We start from the raw sequence: 16888 nt of genomic DNA, 5'->3' as shown, positions 1-16888 counted from the left end.
AGGTTTTTTCGGCTAGGGAAAAAGTGTGATCTTTTTTATATCGCTAAACAGCATCTTTTGTACCAATTTCTGCAAGGGGTTCGCAAAAAGAAGGAATTTTTCTTTTGCACGCGAATAACATCAAAGTAGTGGAAGAACACCATTATTTATCCCAGGGGAGGTACTTACTATGGATGTATTAAAAGTATCAGCTAAATCCAATCCGAATTCCGTTGCCGGCGCATTAGCAGGTGTTCTTCGCGAACGTGGGGCGGCCGAACTTCAGGCCATTGGAGCAGGGGCTCTGAATCAAGCGATCAAAGCTGTTGCTATTGCCCGGGGATTTGTCGCTCCCAGCGGCGTCGACCTGATTTGCATCCCAGCCTTTACCGACATTGTCATTGATGGGGAAGATCGCACAGCCATTAAATTAATTGTTGAGCCCAGATAATAAATAGAAGAATAAAATGTAAGCCTGTTTACGCCTGTAGACAGGCTTTTTGCTTTGGATGAAAAAGGAGGACAGACCGATGAATCCAAGAAAACCGCAGGAACAGGAGCAAGTACATTTCCCGGTAGTGGATTTTCATTGTGATGCGCTGAGCAAAATGCTGGAGAATCCCTCAATTGATTTTGCGGCTGATGCGCGGCTGGATGTGACCGGAGAGAGACTCCGGGCGGGCGGTTTGCGTATGCAGTGCTTTGCCATATATTTGTCGCAGAAGTGGGGGAACCCCCGGTTTGAGCATGTGTTGGGACAAATCGAACTTTACCGGAGCAAAGTAGCGAACACGGGTGGGCTTCGGCCGCTGCGCTGGAAGGAGGAAGCTGCTGGTTTAGCTGATGCTCTGGGAGCTGGCGGTCCCTGTTGGGGAATGCTGTCGCTTGAAGGAGCCGACGGCTTGGAGGGAAATCTGTTCTATGCGGAGCTGATCTTTGAGCTTGGCGTACGCTTTCTGGGACTGGCTTGGAATTACGCCAACTGGGCGGCGGATGGTGTGCTTGAGAAGCGAAATGGAGGTTTTACGGAAAAAGGCCGGGAGCTTGTCGAGTGGTGCAACGAAAGTGGCATGCTGCTGGATGTCTCACATCTGTCAGAGGCGGGATTCTGGGAGCTGGCGGAATTGTCGAAGCGTCCCTTTATCGCTTCCCATTCAAACGCAAGAGCGATCTGTGCTCATCCGCGCAATTTAACAGATGAGCAGATCAGGGCGGTTATCAGCATAGAGGGACGTATGGGACTTACTTTTGTCCCGTGGTTCGTGAACGATGGCAAAGAGGCCGAGCCAGATGATCTCTTAAGGCATATCGAGCATATCTGTACTCTTGGAGGAGAGAAGCATCTGATGTTTGGCTCCGATTTTGACGGCATCGACTCCTGGGTTAAAGGCTTGGAGCATCCGGGTCACTATCCGGCCTTGGCGGAGCTGCTGCTGCGTCATTACTCCGAAGAATCGGTAAAGGGGTGGTTGTATGGGAATGCCGTAAGTTATTTGGCCAGCAACCTGCCTTCCAGGCCAAAGACTGAATGAAGGATGCGCGTCTCAATGAATTGACGAAAATACGAACTATTCCCAAAAAGGAGTCTGAAGATGAGCAGGTTCCTTTTTATTTTTGGTTAAATAGTTGTATAATGTTCCTTGGCTTGTACAGATAATAGAGAAAATACAAGGAGTGACTGAAGTATGAGTAAGACAGTACCTGTAGGTGTGTCGGCTAGACATATTCACCTAACGCAAGAACATGTGGAGGCGCTGTTCGGACCCGGCTACCAGCTGACTGAATTCAAACCGCTCTCCCAACCTGGACAATTCGCTGCCAACGAAACCGTTGCGGTAATCGGCAGCAAAGGCAAATTCGACAAAGTCAGAATTTTGGGACCGGTGCGTCCTGCCTCGCAGGTTGAAATTTCCCGTACGGACGCATTCGCAATCGGCGTAAAGGCGCCTGTACGCGAATCCGGCAGCATTGAAGGAACGCCTGGCCTTACGCTGAAAGGACCTGCAGGCGAAGTTGAACTGGAGAAGGGTGTTATTGTGGCGGCACGTCACATTCATTTCCATACCTCCGATGCCGAGAAATGGGGCATTGCCGACAAGCAGCTGTTGAAAGTGCGCCTTGGCGGAGAGCGTGGCCTCGTTCTGGAGAACGTAATTGCCCGCGTATCTGAAAATTTTGCGCTCGATATGCATATCGATACGGACGAAGCGAATGCTGCAGGAGCAAGCAATGGCGATACGGCTGAAATCATCGACTAAGCTTAGCCTGAGCAGGCCATTATCCATATAATGTATGATAAAAGCGGGGGAGCGATCCTCCGCTTTTATTATTTTATACTCCGTGAACATTTATTGAACATTCCATCTCCATATATTCGGTATAATAGAAACAAAGATGCCGGGCTCCTAGCAGTTTGATCGGGCAGCGGGGCTTTGGAGAGGAAAGGTGAAGATGTGAATAAATCTGCTGTTCGGGCGTGGATTATGTATGACTGGGCCAATTCCGCTTATGCCACAACGGTTTTGGCAGCTGTTCTGCCTGTATTTTACAGTTCGGTTGCGGCTGACGGATTAGACAAGACAACCGCGGCATCCTATTTGGCGTATACCCATGCCATCGGTATGGCGCTTGTCGCCATATTGTCACCGCTGCTTGGCGCAATTTCGGATCTTTCAGGCAGGAAGACAACCTTTTTAACATGCTTTACGCTGCTTGGTATCGTGTCTACACTCTGCTTCGCTTTGGTGGAAAGAGGGGACTGGCTGATGGCATCGGCTTTTCTTGTATTGTCAACGCTTGGATTTTCAGGGGGCAATGCTTTCTATGACTCTATGCTGCCCGATCTCGTTCCCCCCGGTCGAAGGGACGAAATCTCGTCCAAAGGGTATGCGGCCGGTTATGTGGGTGGCGGCATTCTGCTAGCGCTGAATTTGCTGATGATTCAGAAGCCTTCACTGTTCGGAATAAGCGACGGGCTGACGGGTACGCGCTGGTCTTTTGTTACGGTAGGGGTGTGGTGGCTCCTGTTTGCGCTGCCGGTAATGCGCCGGGTACCGAATTTGGAGCGTCAAGCTTCGGGACTAACCGAGGCGGGATATGTCCGATCCGGCCTTAAGCGCATTGCGGGGGCTTACCGGGATATTCGGCGCTATCCTCAGCTCTTTAAGCTGATTGCGGCCTTCTGGTTCTACAATGACGGGATCAATACCATAATATTGATGGCGACCATTTATGGAACGACGATCGGCATCGGGACGAGCGATCTCATACTGGCCCTTCTCATTACGCAGTTTGTCGGCTTCCCCAGCACCCTTCTGCTCGGAAAAGCGGCGGTACGGTTCGGCGCGAAACGTACGCTGTTGGCTTCGCTGTTCATGTATGTGCTCATCGTGGCACTCGGCTACTGGATGACCCAAACCTCGCATTTTTACGTACTTGCGGTCATGGTCGGTCTTGTCCAAGGAGGAAGCCAATCCATTTCACGATCAATGCTGAGCGATTTGATGCCCATGGGACGTACGGGCGAGCTGTTCGGCTTTGTCAACATTACAAGCAAATTTTCTTCTATTTTCGGACCCTTCGCCTTCGGTCTGGTCGGCCAGCTTACCGGCAGTTCCCGGATGGGGATACTCTCTCTGCTGCTGTTCTTCGGACTAGGTATCGTGATTTTGCTGAAGGTGGATGTGGAGCGCGGGAAGAGCGACAGTTGGCGGGGCAGATCTACAGATAACGGAGAGCCGGTATCCGATGGAACGGAAGGGCTTGTTACCTAACCTAGCCTAACGATGTGTGCAAAGAGTCTCCTGCTAATAAAAACCGCGAAGCTCTGTCCTCACCGGACCGCCGCTTCGCGGTTTATTGTATCTGAACATATATTCACCGCCGCCATCTTCTCCCATCAGCTTCCGGTAGCCGTCTCCCAGATTGGCTCAGCATACTGGTTGACCAGATTGGAACCGCAATCTTTGCCCGTGTCGTAGGAGCGGTCGCCGAGAATCAGCCGGAACTGCTCGCGCATGACTTCCGCTTCTTTGCGGGAATCCGCCAGCATCCAAGCCGACAGGGCCTTCATAACCATTTGTCCCTCCACAAGCGTCTGCTCCCACAGCTGCGGCACACTGTCCGCTCTGAGCTCCGAACACAGCGCCGAATGCCTCCATGGGGCATTTCGCTCATTCAGGTAATCCAGCTTTTCCTCGGCCACTGAAAGCTTGCGGTAGAACAGAGCGGAGTTCGGTCCGTAGATCATTTTTTTCTTCCAGCCGTGCGGGTCGAAGAGGAATCTCTGCGCTTTAACCATATCACGGTAGGCCTCCTGCCAGCCTAGTTTCGGGAAATTCGCCATTTCGGGATAAAATGCACACGCCGTTTCATGCAAAATACCTACAATGCTTGCGGGGAGAGACGGTCCGGCATCGATCTCTTTCCACCCGGGGATGTTCCATGTGTTCCGGCCGTTCAGATATTTGATGAATACCGTATCCAAAGCCACCTCGAACCTTTGATGATCCCTGTGCTTGTAACCTGATTTCCAATTAATGTAGGGGTGGAGGTTGCGGTCCAGCAAATGATGGGTCAGGAAACCGGCAAAATAAGCCGCCGCCTGTTCCCGTTCCTGAAGCGGAAGCAGAAGGACCTTATCCCAAAACGCCATCAATACTCCGCCGCAGCTTTGGCTGTGCATCAGGTCACCTAATCGGGCCGCGCCAATATCACGGCTCCAGGGAAGAAAGCTGTGGTAATACAGTAAATCAGGACCCTGGCAGCCCAGTTGGTAGAGGAGAGCATGCTCGGATGAACCGCCCCCGAAGGGGAAGAATGATTGCAAATCATTTTTGAGCTGCCGTCCGTATTCGATATGCATCCATAAGTTGGGCAAGGGTCTCGCTCCTTTCAACTGCTATCTGGCTTTAGTATACATCCGGATCGTTAGACACGTGTTAATAAACTGCCTTATAAATCGGTGCGAATGTCAATTTTGCCGAAGTTCAATCCTTCCCAGGGTCTGGGAATTCCCTATACTAAAAAGTATAATGAAAATATGAGATTATGGCGAACGGAGGTCAATAAGCAGTTATGCAGGTTGGCAAAACGAATGCACTCAGAATATTGGATGCCCACAAAATACCCTATGAAATTCTTGCCTATGACAATGAGGATGGTCAAATCCACGGAACGGCCGTTGCGGAGAAGGTCGGAAGACCGACGGAGAGCGTTTTTAAGACACTGGTCTCGCACAGCGGCAACAATCTGTATGTCTTTGTCATCCCGGTTGCGGAAGAGCTGGATCTGAAAAAAGCGGCCAAGGCCGCTGGAGAGAAGAAGATTGAAATGCTGCCCGTGAAGGATCTGCAAAAATGGACCGGATATATCCGGGGCGGCTGTTCACCGGTCGGCATGAAAAAACATTACCCCACATTCATCGACCGGAGCGCGGAAACTCTGGAAAAAATAGCGGTGAGCGCCGGAAAAATAGGCATGCAGATGGAACTCCCTCCCGGCAGACTGGCCGAGGCGGTTTCTGCAACATTTACGGAATTGGTCAAATAATCAGGAACTTCCCGGCCCCTTAATGTCTAAAATTTGAGCATATGGATATATTCCGCGGCACTATGTTATAATTTTAAATTGCAAGCGAAACCAAAATTCATCGTTTTCGAATAGAGGATGTGACAGCATGAACAAGGAGAACAACTCACCGGACTTAAAATCCGGCAAGGGTGCCAAGGATTACTCCAAATACTTCGATTTTAGCGGGGCCAAAGTGATCAGCGAGAAAGAAGGCAAGACCACATACCGCATCAAGGGAAGAACAATTCAAGTGAACAGCCAGCCTGACTATAAGGAAGGCAAGCGGCGCGGCAAGGAAGAAATAGAGGTCCATTACGATTTTGCCATTCCCGAGGATATGAGAGCTTTTGGCGAAGGCAAATTGTATTCCATCACGACCTACGGCTGCCAAATGAACGAGCATGACACCGAGACGATGAAAGGCCTGCTGGAGCAAATGGGCTACCGGAGCACCGAGGACCGGAATCAGGCGGATATCATACTTCTTAATACTTGCGCCATCCGGGAGAACGCCGAGGATAAGGTATTCGGGGAGCTTGGCCACCTCAAGCATCTGAAGACGGAAAAACCGGGCCTCCTGCTCGGCGTCTGCGGCTGCATGTCCCAGGAAGAGGGAGTCGTAAGCCGGATCATGGCGAAGCACGGCTTTGTCGATATGATATTCGGCACGCATAATATCCACCGTCTGCCTGCATTGATTAAGGAAGCGATGTTCAGCAAGGAACTGGTCGTGGAGGTCTGGTCCAAGGAAGGCGACATTATCGAGAACCTGCCGAAAAAAAGGGAGGGTATGCGCGCCTGGGTCAACATCATGTACGGCTGCGACAAATTCTGTACCTACTGTATCGTCCCGTACACCCGTGGCAAGGAACGAAGCCGCCGTCCCGAGGATGTGATTGCGGAGCTTCGCGATCTGGCCCGCCAGGGCTTCAAGGAAGTGACGCTGCTCGGACAGAACGTGAACGCTTACGGCAAGGATTTTAATGATATCGATTATACGTTTGGCGATTTGATGGACGACCTGCGCAAGATTGATATTCCGCGTATCCGGTTCATGACGTCCCACCCGCGTGATTTTGACGATAAGCTTGTGGAAGTGCTTGGCAAGGGCGGTAATCTGATGGAGAGTATCCATTTGCCCGTTCAGTCCGGCAGCAATGCCATTCTGAAGAAAATGAGCCGCAAGTACAGCCGGGAGACTTTCCTGAAACTCGTCGGCAAGCTTAAAGCATCGGTCAAGGATCTTGTGCTGACAACGGATATTATCGTCGGCTTCCCAGGAGAGACGGAGGAACAGTTCGAGGAAACGCTGTCGCTCGTACGCGAGGTTGGCTTCGACATGGCCTACACGTTCATTTACTCTCCTCGTGAAGGAACTCCGGCGGCCGCTATGGAGGATAATGTGCCTGCAGAGGTTAAGAGCGACCGGCTGCGGCGGTTGAACGAGCTGATCAGCGAGCAGAGCCGGATCGGCAATGATCGGATGCTTGGACAGACGGTCGAGGTGCTGGTCGAAGGAGAGAGCAAAAATAACGCCTCCGTGCTGTCCGGAAGAACCCGCAGCAACAAGCTTGTTCATTTTGAAGGACCGAAGGAGCTTATCGGCAGCTTTATCAAGGTGCGGATCACCGATACGAAGACCTGGTACATCAAAGGCGATTGCGTGGCCGAAGCCGCTGCCGTCAACTAACTCCATTATGAAAGTGAGCGACCCTATATGACTGAGGAGAAAGGCCGGGTGAATAAATACGGGATGATGTCTTACGATACCCGCGATCTCATCGTACGCGACGACATCATGGTCAAGGCTAAGGAGCTCGCGTCGCTGATTTCGACCAGTGAAGAGGTTAAGCAGTTTCAGCAGGCGGAGGAGAAAATCCGGAACCATGAACGCGTTCAGGGATTGATTGCCCAGATGAAGAAGAAGCAGAAGGAGATCGTCGCCTTCGAAAGCTTTGGCAATAAAGAGATGGTGACCAAGATCGAGAACGAAATTAATGATCTGCAGGATGAGATCGACAGCATCCCGCTGGTTACCGAATTCCAGCAGAGCCAGACCGACATCAATTACCTGCTGCAGTTGGTCGTATCCGTCATCCGGGATACCGTTTCGGATAAAATCAATGTCGAGGCCGGCACCGAAGTTCCGCCTTCCAAATGCGGCGAATAGCATAACCGGCTGCGTCCGCCTTGGGCGCTGGACCGGTTTTCAGCAAATGACCCTGCGCTAAGGTTAGCGGCAGGGTCATTGTCATAACAACCATTTGTAACTTTATGTTACAAGGTTGTTGATTTTCGAAGTTTAGGTTTGGTAACATCTAAGGATACGATTAACTAAATTAGCTGCGGCAAAGGATGGATTATGGTGAGCCAGAACGGGGAACAACGCTACAACGCCAAAAAATACCGCACTCCGGATGGTGTTCCGGCCGATATCGTCATGTTTACCTTAACGAAACGCGAGCGAAAGACCGTCACCAAGACGCTTCCGATCCGTGAACTGAGAGTCATGCTGATCAAGCGGAAGAAGTGGCCCTGCGAGGGAATGTGGGCGCTTCCGGGCGGTTTCTGCCAGGAGGACGAGTCGATATATGATGCGGCTACGCGTGAATTAAAGGAAGAGACGGGGGTCGATGGCGGCCACCTGGAATACTTGGGGGTATACAGTACGCCTGGACGGGACCCGCGCGGATGGATAATCAGCCATGCTTTCTTTGCGCTGGTTGAGGAATGGATGCTTGAACAGAGACGGGCTTCCGACGATGCAGGTGAGGTGGGCCTGTTTACCCTGCAAGAAGCGCTGGAAGAGCTGGAGCTGGCTTTTGACCATCACGCTATTATTTCGGAAGCCTACCTGCGTATTCAGCAGCAGATGCTGCAGACAACGATTGCGAAGCAGTTCCTGCCGCGTCATTTTACGCTGAGCGAGCTTTATCAGGTCATTCAGACGGTAGTGCCTGAATTCAAGGAGCCGAACTTTATCCGCAAAATCACTTCCACACGCAGCCGCCAGGGCATTTTGCAGGAAGTGCGGGACGAAGATGGAAATCCGCTAAGCTCTAATCAATATTCCCAGCGTCCAGCGCAGCTGTATATGTTTACCGATCATCAGCCGCTGCTGTCCATCTATACGTAATCTTGAGCTTGGACTTGGCAGAGGGGATATGTTGAGATGATACAGAGGAGGCCGATTGCATGAGAGCGCTGATCATAATCGATTACACGAAGGATTTTGTCGACGGCAGCCTGCCGGTGGGACAGCCAGGGATCGATATCGAGGAAAGGATCTGCCGATTGACCGGGGAATTCGCAGATAACGGCGATTATGTAGTGATGGCTGTGGATTTGCATGAGCAGGATGATGCCTTTCATCCGGAGAGCAGGCTGTTTCCACCCCATAATCTCCGGGGGAGTGAAGGACGGGAGCTGTACGGAAGGCTGAAGGATGTATATGAGGCCCGCCGGGAAGACATCTATTGGATGGACAAGACCCGCTACAGCGCTTTTTGCGGCACCGACCTGGAACAGAAGCTTCGGGAGCGAGGGATCACAGAGCTGCACCTGATCGGCGTATGTACGGATATATGCGTATTACATACAGCGGTAGATGCTTACAATAAAGGCTTTTCGATTGTTGTGCATGAGGACGCCGTAGCCAGCTTCAATCCGGAAGGACATTCCTGGGCGTTGGGGCATTTTGCCGGAAGTCTGGGTGCCATATTGGTTAAAGACGCGCAGTTATTATAAAAATATATCTTGATGAGATGAAGAGCGGCGAACAGCCGCTTTTCGCGCCTATACATGAAAAGTCCAGCAACGACAGGAGATGATGAGTTGAACAGAGAGCTTGCTTTGCATACAGATAAATATCAGATCAATATGATGTACGCCCATTGGGTGAACGGCACCCATAAGCGCCGCGCAGTGTTTGAAGCATATTTCCGCAAGCTGCCTTTCGGTAACGGCTTTGCCGTATTTGCCGGCCTTGAAAGGATCGTAGGCTATATCAGAAACCTCCGGTTTTCGGAGGAGGATATCCGCTATCTGTCCGAGCAGGAAGAGAATTACGCGCCAGCCTTTCTGGAAGATCTGCTGCAGTTCCATTTCCAAGGCACGATTTATTCCATGAAGGAAGGCGCTTTGGTGTTTCCGGAAGAGCCCCTGATCCGGGTGGAAGGCACGATTATGGAAGCCCAGCTTGTGGAGACAGCCATTCTTAATTTCATGAATTTCCAGACGCTGATCGCAACTAAGGCTTCACGGATCAAGCAGGTGGCGGGAGACGATATTTTGCTAGAGTTCGGAACAAGGAGAGCCCAGGAGGCCGACGCGGCAATCTGGGGCACCCGGGCGGCGTATATAAGCGGCTTTGACGCGACTTCCAATATGCTGGCGGGCCGGATGTTTGGCATTCCTGCCAAGGGAACTCATGCGCACTCCTGGGTGCAGAGCTTCGGAAGCGAGCAGGAAGCCTTCGATACGTACGCTAAGGTACTGCCTGATGGGGTCACCCTGCTTGTTGATACGTTCGATACGCTGCGCACCGGCATGCCGAATGCGATTGCGACAGCCAAGAAGCTGGAGGCCGCAGGTAAACGCATGAATGCGATCCGGCTGGACAGCGGAGATTTGGCCTATTTGTCTATTCAGGCGCGAAAGATGCTGGATGAAGCGGGGCTTCATTACGTCAAAATCGTAGCAAGCAACGATCTGGATGAGAACACGATCTCCAACCTGAAGCTGCAGGGAGCGGCCATTGACACTTGGGGTGTCGGCACACAGCTGATTACCGCATCCGACCAGCCTTCTCTGGGCGGTGTGTACAAGCTGGTAGAGATCGAATCCAAGGATGGAGAGATGGTGCCGACCATTAAGATATCTTCCAATCCAGAGAAGGTGTCCACGCCCGGTAAAAAGGATGTATACCGCATTATCGGAACGAGCGGAAGGGCCCTGGCCGATTATATCTGCTTTCCTGATGAGGACACCCTGCAAAGCGGCCGTCCGCTGAAGCTGTTCAATCCGCTGCATCCCTATTTGCAGAAGAAAGTTGACCGTTATGAGGCGCTGCCGATGCTGGAGCCGATTTTTGTGAAGGGCTTTCAAGTATACACCCTCCCGGGGCTGGACGAGATTCGCTGCTACCATAAAGAACAGCTGAGCTTGTTCTGGCCGGAATACTTGCGCAAATTGAATCCTGAGGTATACCGGGTCAACCTGAGCGAGAGGGTCTGGACCCGCAAGCAGGAGCTGATTAAGGAACACATGCCGGAAGACCGGGAATAAGGCATCAAAATTCGGCTTTGAATATTTGATATTTTTGTGAAAATCATTTTGTATTACATTCATTTTCTATGGCTAAAGAAATACGGAGAAAAAAGAGCTTTCTTCGATGGCTTATACGGCCTCGGGGAGAGTTTTTTATTGCGAGATTGAGGAATTTTTCATGCCATAATTTTTTTCTTTCATATAATGTGATTTTGATCATTAAGGATGTGATAAATTTAACATAAAATTTTAGATTATTTTGCTAGATTAAAGGCAACAAATGTCACAGGCAACCGAAAGACACTTTTTGTACACATTTATCGGTTTCTATGGAAGCTTTCTTCCTCTTTCTGTTACGCAGCCCTGTCGCATATAAGAGAATTAATCGCGATTTATAAATTTTTATGATTCTCTTAAGTCATTTTGTGCAAGATTTATCACTTCGCTTGATGTAGAATCAAGGTACAATTTTGAAAAAGTCAAACAGGATGTTATTCTAGCTGACACAGAGGAAAGGGGTTATGTCGGTGGTACAATTACCGAAAGTGAACGAACTCGGGTTTTTCGAGATCCGTCTCGAATCCATAGGAGGTCTCGGTGCGAACCTTGCCGGTAAAATGCTGGCTGAAGCAGGGGTAGTAGGCGCGAATATGAATGGCGTCAGCTTCTCGTCTTATGGTTCGGAGAAGAAAGGTTCGCCGGTTAAAGCTCATATCCGTTTCTGCGATTTGAATACGCCGATCCGCGATACTTCGCCGGTTGAACGGCCGCATGTCGTTGCCGTGTTCCACGAAGCCATGGGCAAGATTGTTAATGTAACAAGCGGCATTACCGCAGACAGCACGGTTCTGATCAACTCGGCGAAATCTCCGGAAGAGCTGAAGGAACTGCTTGGTGTAACCGCGGGCACAATTGCCGTTGTCGATGCCACCATTATCGCGCTGGAAGAGAAGAACCGCGTTAACATGGCGATGCTGGGCGGTCTGTTCCGCCTCTGCCCGTTCCTTGATCCCAATACAATGAAGAGCGTTATCGAGAAGTCGCTCGGCAAGAAATATCCTCAAGCGGTTCAATCGGCCATTACGACTTTCGACCGCGGCTATAATGAAGTGAAGTTCCAAACGTTTGAACTGCCGGAAGGCGAGAGCATGCCGGAGTTCGTACGGTCCGACATTTCGCCGCTCGGATATGAAACCCAGCCGATTGGCGGCACCATCACCAATCCGGGAACAAGCTTCCTGAAAGATCTTAGCATTTCCCGTTCCGGGCTTGTGCCTGTATATGACAACGAGTCCTGCATCAACTGCGCAGAGTGCGACACGGTTTGTCCGGACTTGTGCTTCGTTTGGGAAGAGAAGGTCAACAAAAAAGGCAAATCGATGATGTTCCTGAAAGGGATCGATTATCAATACTGTAAAGGCTGTCTCAAATGCGTGGAAGCATGCCCGACCTCCGCACTTTCCCGTGCGCGTGAGAAGGAAGGCTTTGCGGAAGCCAATACGGTCCGTCACACTTTTGATCTTGTAAACCAGATCTAAATCCCGAGAGAAAGGTGGAACACTAATGGCTATCGATTACGAAAAAGAAGTCGGCTCCGCCAAGGTGGAGCAGAAGTTTTTATATGAATCCGGCAACGAAATGGCGGCCTACGCCGCGCATCAAATCAACTATCATGTGATGGGCTATTTCCCGATCTCCCCGTCTACGGAGGTTGCGCAGTTCCTCGATTCCATGAAAGCCAGCGGACAGCATGACATCATGCTGGTGCCTTCCGACGGCGAACACAGCTCCGCGGGCATCTGTTACGGCGCTTCCACCGCGGGCGGCCGCGTATTTAACGCGACAAGCGCCCAAGGCTACCTGTACATGCTGGAGCAGCTTCCGGTTCAATCCGGTACGCGGATGCCGATGGTCATGAACCTCATCTGCCGGTCCATTTCCGGACCGCTGAACATCCACGGCGATCACTCCGACCTGTATTTTGCGCTGAACACCGGCTGGCCGATCCTGATGTGTCCGGATCCACAGTCTGTATATGATATGAACATCATGGCAATCAAGCTTGCCGAGCATGCCAAGGTTCGCCTGCCAGTACTGGTGGCCATGGACGGATATTTCACTTCTCACCAGAAGCGCCGCGTCCAAGCGATTGCGAACCGTGAAGATGTCCAAAGCTTTATCGGACCTCTACCGAAAGGTTATGACGATACGCTGGACCGCGAGAACCCGATTTCCGTCGGCCCTTACATGAACGAGCCCGACTATATCAACAACAAATACCAACAATCCGTGGCTATGTACAATGCCGGGGAAGTATTTGAAGAAATCGCCAAAGAATATGGCGAGCTGACAGGCCGCCATTACCCAATCCTGTCGCAATACCGGATGGAAGATGCGGAAGTTGCTGTATTCCTGTTGAACTCTGCTTCCGAGATCATCAAGGATGTTGTCGACCAGCTTCGCGAGAAAGGCGTGAAAGCCGGCGCCATTTCGCCGAACATGATCCGTCCGTTCCCGCAAAAGCAAATCGCCGAAGCGCTGAAGAACGTCAAAGCCATCACCGTCGGCGACCGCGCGGATTCTTTCGGAGCGCATGGCGGCAACATGGTTAATGAAATCAAGGCAGCTCTGTTCACCTACGGCAACACGACAACAAAAGTAATCAGCCGGATTTACGGTGTCGGCGGCAAGGACTTCTTTGCCGAAGACGGCCACAGCCTGTTCGAGCTGGCTATTGAAGCAGCGGAATCCGGTGAAGTGAAAGTACCTTTCGATTATTACGGCCACAATCCGGGCGTTGCCGAAAGCGCGCCGAAGCGTGTGATCAAGCCGCTTAAATTCGAGTCTCTGAAGACAGGCTTGATTACTGTGGACAAGGATGAGGAAACAGGCAAACTCAAGGTTAAGATTCCGCCAATGCGCAGCTTGACCGTTAAACCGAAGCGCCTGTCCCCGGGTCACGGCACTTGCCCAGGCTGCGGTATTTTCTCCGGTCTGGAACTGTTCTTCAAAGGCATCGAAGGAGATATCGTCGCTCTGTACCATACAGGCTGCGCCTTTGTTACAACGACCGGCTATCCTTATTCGTCGCATAAATCGACTTTCATTCACAACCTGTTCCAAAGCGGAGCATCGACAATGTCCGGTATTGTTGAGATGTTCTGGGAACGCAAACGCCGCGGCGAACTTGATCATCTGAACCTGAAAGACGACTTCACCTTTGTCATGGTTACCGGCGACGGCGGCATGGACATCGGTATGGGGCCAGCAATTGGCGCCGCGCTTCGCGGACACAAAATGATCGTACTGGAATATGATAACGAAGGCTACATGAATACGGGTGCACAGCAATCGTACTCGACGCCGATTGGTCACCGTACATCGACATCCAGCATCGGTAAGACGCAAAAAGGTAAAGTGACGCAGCATAAAGATACTCCGCAAATTATGGCTGCCACCAATATTCCTTATGTGTTCACAGGCAGCGAAGCGTTCCCGCAGGATTTGGTGAAGAAAGCCGCCAAAGCCCAATGGTACGCTCAAAACGAAGGGCTTGTATACGGCAAAATCTTGTCTGCTTGCCCGCTGAACTGGATGACGGAAGACAATGTGGGCACCAAGCTGGTATCCCTGGCTGTCGATTCCTGCTTCTTCCCGCTGTATGAAGTGGAACAAGGCGTTACCACGATTACGTACAATCCGGAAGAGAAGGAGAAACGCGTCGACGTTACCGAATGGCTCAAAGGCATGGGTAAAACCAAGCATCTGCTCAAGGAAGAGAACGAAGCTGCGCTGAATGGCTTTAAGGAAGAAGTAGAGCGCCGCTGGAGCCGCCTGAAAGCGAAGCATGAGCATCCGGAACTGTAAGACCTTTTTACCGCTTGAATTTAGCAGCAAGTCTCCATTACTTGGAGGCTTGCTGTTTTGCTTTTTTCTGTAAATTATCACACTATATTCACGTTTCAGGGATTGAATTTTTCGACTCTAATCGGTATATTAAAACATAGTAAAACAATTGGTATTTAAGTGATTTAGCTGAGCGGTTAACCGCAGGCCGGATACTTCCTGATAAACAGGATAGGTCCGGCCTTTTCTATTAGCTATCATTGTGAAATCGGTCACACCCCGCCTCAAAACATTGGCACCGTACCTTGTGTAGAGCAATCCTCCTTGACTTTTTTAAGGACGACGACGTGAACGGTGGATATCAGGCGGAGCAGCGTTCTTATGGCAGTTTTTTCGGAAGGAGAAGGGATGAAATGAAAGTGGCTGTCGGTAGTTCGGATGGTTTTACCGTAAACGAGCATTTTGGCCGTTGCAACCGATTTTTAATTTACGAAGTGGATGATGAAGGATTGTATTTACAGAGCGGAAGCAGGGAAATCGGCAATCCTGCTAGCAGTCAAGGACATGAGCAAAGCCGTCTGGAGGCAGTGGCCGAAGCGCTAGCGGATTGTTCGTATGTACTTGTCAGCCAGATTGGTCATGGTGCCACGGCAGTGCTTAACAATGTGGGAATTACTGCTCTGGCAGTCGAGGCCCCTATCGATAAGGCGTTGAATCGGCTGATTTCCTTTCTTCATTCAGGCCGTGGAGCTATTTTGCAGTAAGGCATGATCAAATAATCATTTGAAAAGAGGGATCTGTATGAGCGAGAAACAACTTGGCTTTGACACATTGAAGGTAAGAGCTGGCTACGAATCCAGCGAGCATAATTATTCGGTAGCCGTGCCGATTTATCAGACGGCTTCGTACGATTTAGGCGGCGTGGAACGGGCGGAAAAATTGTTCGGTCTGGAGGAAGCAGGCTTTCTGTACACACGGATCGGAAATCCGACCGTAGCCGTTCTTGAGGAGCGGTTGACCGCTCTGGATAAAGGAACCGGCGCTGTTGCCGTCGCCTCGGGAATGGCCGCTGTTGCTTACACACTGCTGAACCTGGCCGAGGGCGGTGGAAGAATATTAACAACGCCTAGACTATACGGGGGGACTTTTGACGCTATCAAGCATCTGTTCCCTAAATTCAATGTTCATGTCGATTTTGTGGAGAACTCGGATGATCCGGAAACCTTCCGAGGGGCCATAGGGCCGGATACCAAGGCGATACTGATCGAGAGTATCAGCAATCCGAACGCGACGATCCTTGATGTAGAAGCCATTGCCAAGATTGCGCATGACAACGGGATTCCGTTAGTTATCGACAATACATTTGGAACCCCATATCTGTTCGATTCTTTCTCCCATGGAGCGGACATCATCATTTACTCGGCAACTAAGGCGATCGGCGGACATGGAACAACGCTGGGCGGAGTCATTGTGGAAAACGGTAAGTTTGACTGGAGCAATGGTAAATTTCCGCATTTTGAAGAGCCGCAGTATCTGCTGCGGGATCAGGCGACGGGACGCGAGCGCAGCATTCTTGAGGTCTTCCCGAATGCGCCGTTTACGACAAGAGTACGGCTTAGCTACCTCGCTTATTTTGGGGCGTCTCTCAGCCCGTTCGATGCCTTCCTGCTGATTCAGGGAATTGTGACATTATCTGAGCGGATTGACAAGCAGGTATCCAACGCGCTGAAAATCGTGCAATATCTGCAAAGCAACGACAGAGTAAGCTGGGTCAGTCATCCTGCTGCGGAGGGCAATGCATACAAAGCCTTGGCTGACAAATATTTTCCAAAAGGCGCCGGTTCCATTTTCTCCTTTGGCTTCAAGGGAAATGAGGAGCAGCTTAAGACTTTTCTGGATGCGGTGGAGCTGTTCAGCTATCACGCCAATGTGGGTGACGCCCGCTCGCTCATTATCAATTCGCCGAAAACGACGCATGGCGAACTAAACCCCGAAGAACAGGCTTTTGCCGGCATCAAACCAGAAACGGTCCGCCTTTCTATTGGCTTGGAAAATGCCGAGGATTTAATCGCAGATCTGGAGCAGGCGTTCGAGAAGGCTTTTGTGGAAACACTGGTGTAACGTTGATCAAGGAGGTTATCGACGTGGATGTAGAGCGTCCCAATATAAACAGTTCGGATTTCATCGAAACCCGTTCCACAATAATGGAGACGCTCCATTTCGA

The 16888-nt window shown here is 50.8% G+C and carries 15 protein-coding genes; 14 read left to right on the top strand and 1 reads right to left on the bottom strand.

What is annotated here, in order from left to right; translation table 11 throughout:
• The first annotated feature begins 169 nt into the window (after window positions 1-169).
• From KP014_RS19440 to KP014_RS19425, 4 genes are all read left to right on the top strand, one after another.
• Complete coding sequence (locus tag KP014_RS19440) at window positions 170-430, top strand: stage V sporulation protein S (protein WP_025335291.1); 261 nt, start codon at window positions 170-172, stop codon at window positions 428-430.
• Between the two features lie 79 nt (window positions 431-509).
• Complete coding sequence (locus tag KP014_RS19435; protein ID WP_036593695.1) at window positions 510-1511, top strand: dipeptidase; 1002 nt, start codon at window positions 510-512, stop codon at window positions 1509-1511.
• A 153-nt stretch (window positions 1512-1664) separates the two neighbouring features.
• Window positions 1665-2237 carry a phosphate propanoyltransferase gene (pduL, locus tag KP014_RS19430; protein WP_036593693.1) on the top strand — a complete coding sequence of 191 codons (573 nt, stop codon included), beginning with the start codon at window positions 1665-1667 and terminating at the stop codon, window positions 2235-2237.
• 195 nt (window positions 2238-2432) lie between these two features.
• Window positions 2433-3752 carry an MFS transporter gene (locus KP014_RS19425; RefSeq protein ID WP_051499831.1) on the top strand — a complete coding sequence of 440 codons (1320 nt, stop codon included), beginning with the start codon at window positions 2433-2435 and terminating at the stop codon, window positions 3750-3752.
• 125 nt (window positions 3753-3877) lie between these two features.
• Here the strand turns inward: KP014_RS19425 and KP014_RS19420 are convergent, their stop codons facing one another.
• A complete protein-coding gene (locus KP014_RS19420; RefSeq protein WP_036593690.1) occupies window positions 3878-4858 on the bottom strand; it encodes a zinc dependent phospholipase C family protein in 981 nt (326 codons plus the stop codon).
• A gap of 197 nt (window positions 4859-5055) precedes the next feature.
• Between KP014_RS19420 and ybaK the strand changes: the two genes are divergently transcribed.
• The 10 genes from ybaK to KP014_RS19370 all read left to right on the top strand — a co-directional run bounded on the left by ybaK (window position 5056) and on the right by KP014_RS19370 (window position 16785).
• Entirely contained in the window at window positions 5056-5529 is a 474-nt protein-coding gene (gene ybaK, locus KP014_RS19415) for a Cys-tRNA(Pro) deacylase (RefSeq protein WP_036593688.1), read from the top strand.
• 127 nt (window positions 5530-5656) lie between these two features.
• A complete protein-coding gene (gene miaB / locus KP014_RS19410; protein ID WP_036593685.1) occupies window positions 5657-7240 on the top strand; it encodes a tRNA (N6-isopentenyl adenosine(37)-C2)-methylthiotransferase MiaB in 1584 nt (527 codons plus the stop codon).
• 27 nt (window positions 7241-7267) lie between these two features.
• Entirely contained in the window at window positions 7268-7720 is a 453-nt protein-coding gene (locus KP014_RS19405; protein ID WP_036593681.1) for a YlbF/YmcA family competence regulator, read from the top strand.
• Window positions 7721-7912: 192 nt separating this feature from the next.
• Window positions 7913-8686 (top strand): NUDIX domain-containing protein, encoded by a 774-nt coding sequence (locus KP014_RS19400; RefSeq protein WP_036593679.1) that lies wholly within the window; start codon window positions 7913-7915, stop codon window positions 8684-8686.
• 59 nt (window positions 8687-8745) lie between these two features.
• Window positions 8746-9297, top strand: coding sequence for a cysteine hydrolase family protein (locus KP014_RS19395; protein WP_036593676.1), 552 nt, complete (start codon window positions 8746-8748; stop codon window positions 9295-9297).
• 54 nt (window positions 9298-9351) lie between these two features.
• A complete protein-coding gene (locus KP014_RS19390) occupies window positions 9352-10836 on the top strand; it encodes a nicotinate phosphoribosyltransferase (protein ID WP_051499829.1) in 1485 nt (494 codons plus the stop codon).
• A 509-nt stretch (window positions 10837-11345) separates the two neighbouring features.
• On the top strand, window positions 11346-12356 hold the full coding sequence (locus tag KP014_RS19385; protein ID WP_090833781.1) for a 2-oxoacid:acceptor oxidoreductase family protein: 1011 nt from the start codon (window positions 11346-11348) through the stop codon (window positions 12354-12356).
• 25 nt (window positions 12357-12381) lie between these two features.
• The gene (locus KP014_RS19380) at window positions 12382-14685 is read left to right on the top strand and encodes a thiamine pyrophosphate-dependent enzyme (protein ID WP_036593670.1); all 2304 of its coding nucleotides are present in this window, start codon (window positions 12382-12384) and stop codon (window positions 14683-14685) included.
• 392 nt (window positions 14686-15077) lie between these two features.
• On the top strand, window positions 15078-15428 hold the full coding sequence (locus KP014_RS19375) for a NifB/NifX family molybdenum-iron cluster-binding protein (protein WP_036593668.1): 351 nt from the start codon (window positions 15078-15080) through the stop codon (window positions 15426-15428).
• Window positions 15429-15465: 37 nt separating this feature from the next.
• The gene (locus KP014_RS19370; RefSeq protein ID WP_036593666.1) at window positions 15466-16785 is read left to right on the top strand and encodes an O-acetylhomoserine aminocarboxypropyltransferase/cysteine synthase family protein; all 1320 of its coding nucleotides are present in this window, start codon (window positions 15466-15468) and stop codon (window positions 16783-16785) included.
• Window positions 16786-16888 lie beyond the last annotated feature (103 nt).

The organism is Paenibacillus sophorae (assembly GCF_018966525.1).
Lineage (GTDB): Bacteria > Bacillota > Bacilli > Paenibacillales > Paenibacillaceae > Paenibacillus_AQ > Paenibacillus_AQ sophorae.
The sequence above is the reverse complement of the archived record's forward strand: the minus strand, read 5'-3'. Positions and strand labels throughout refer to the sequence as shown.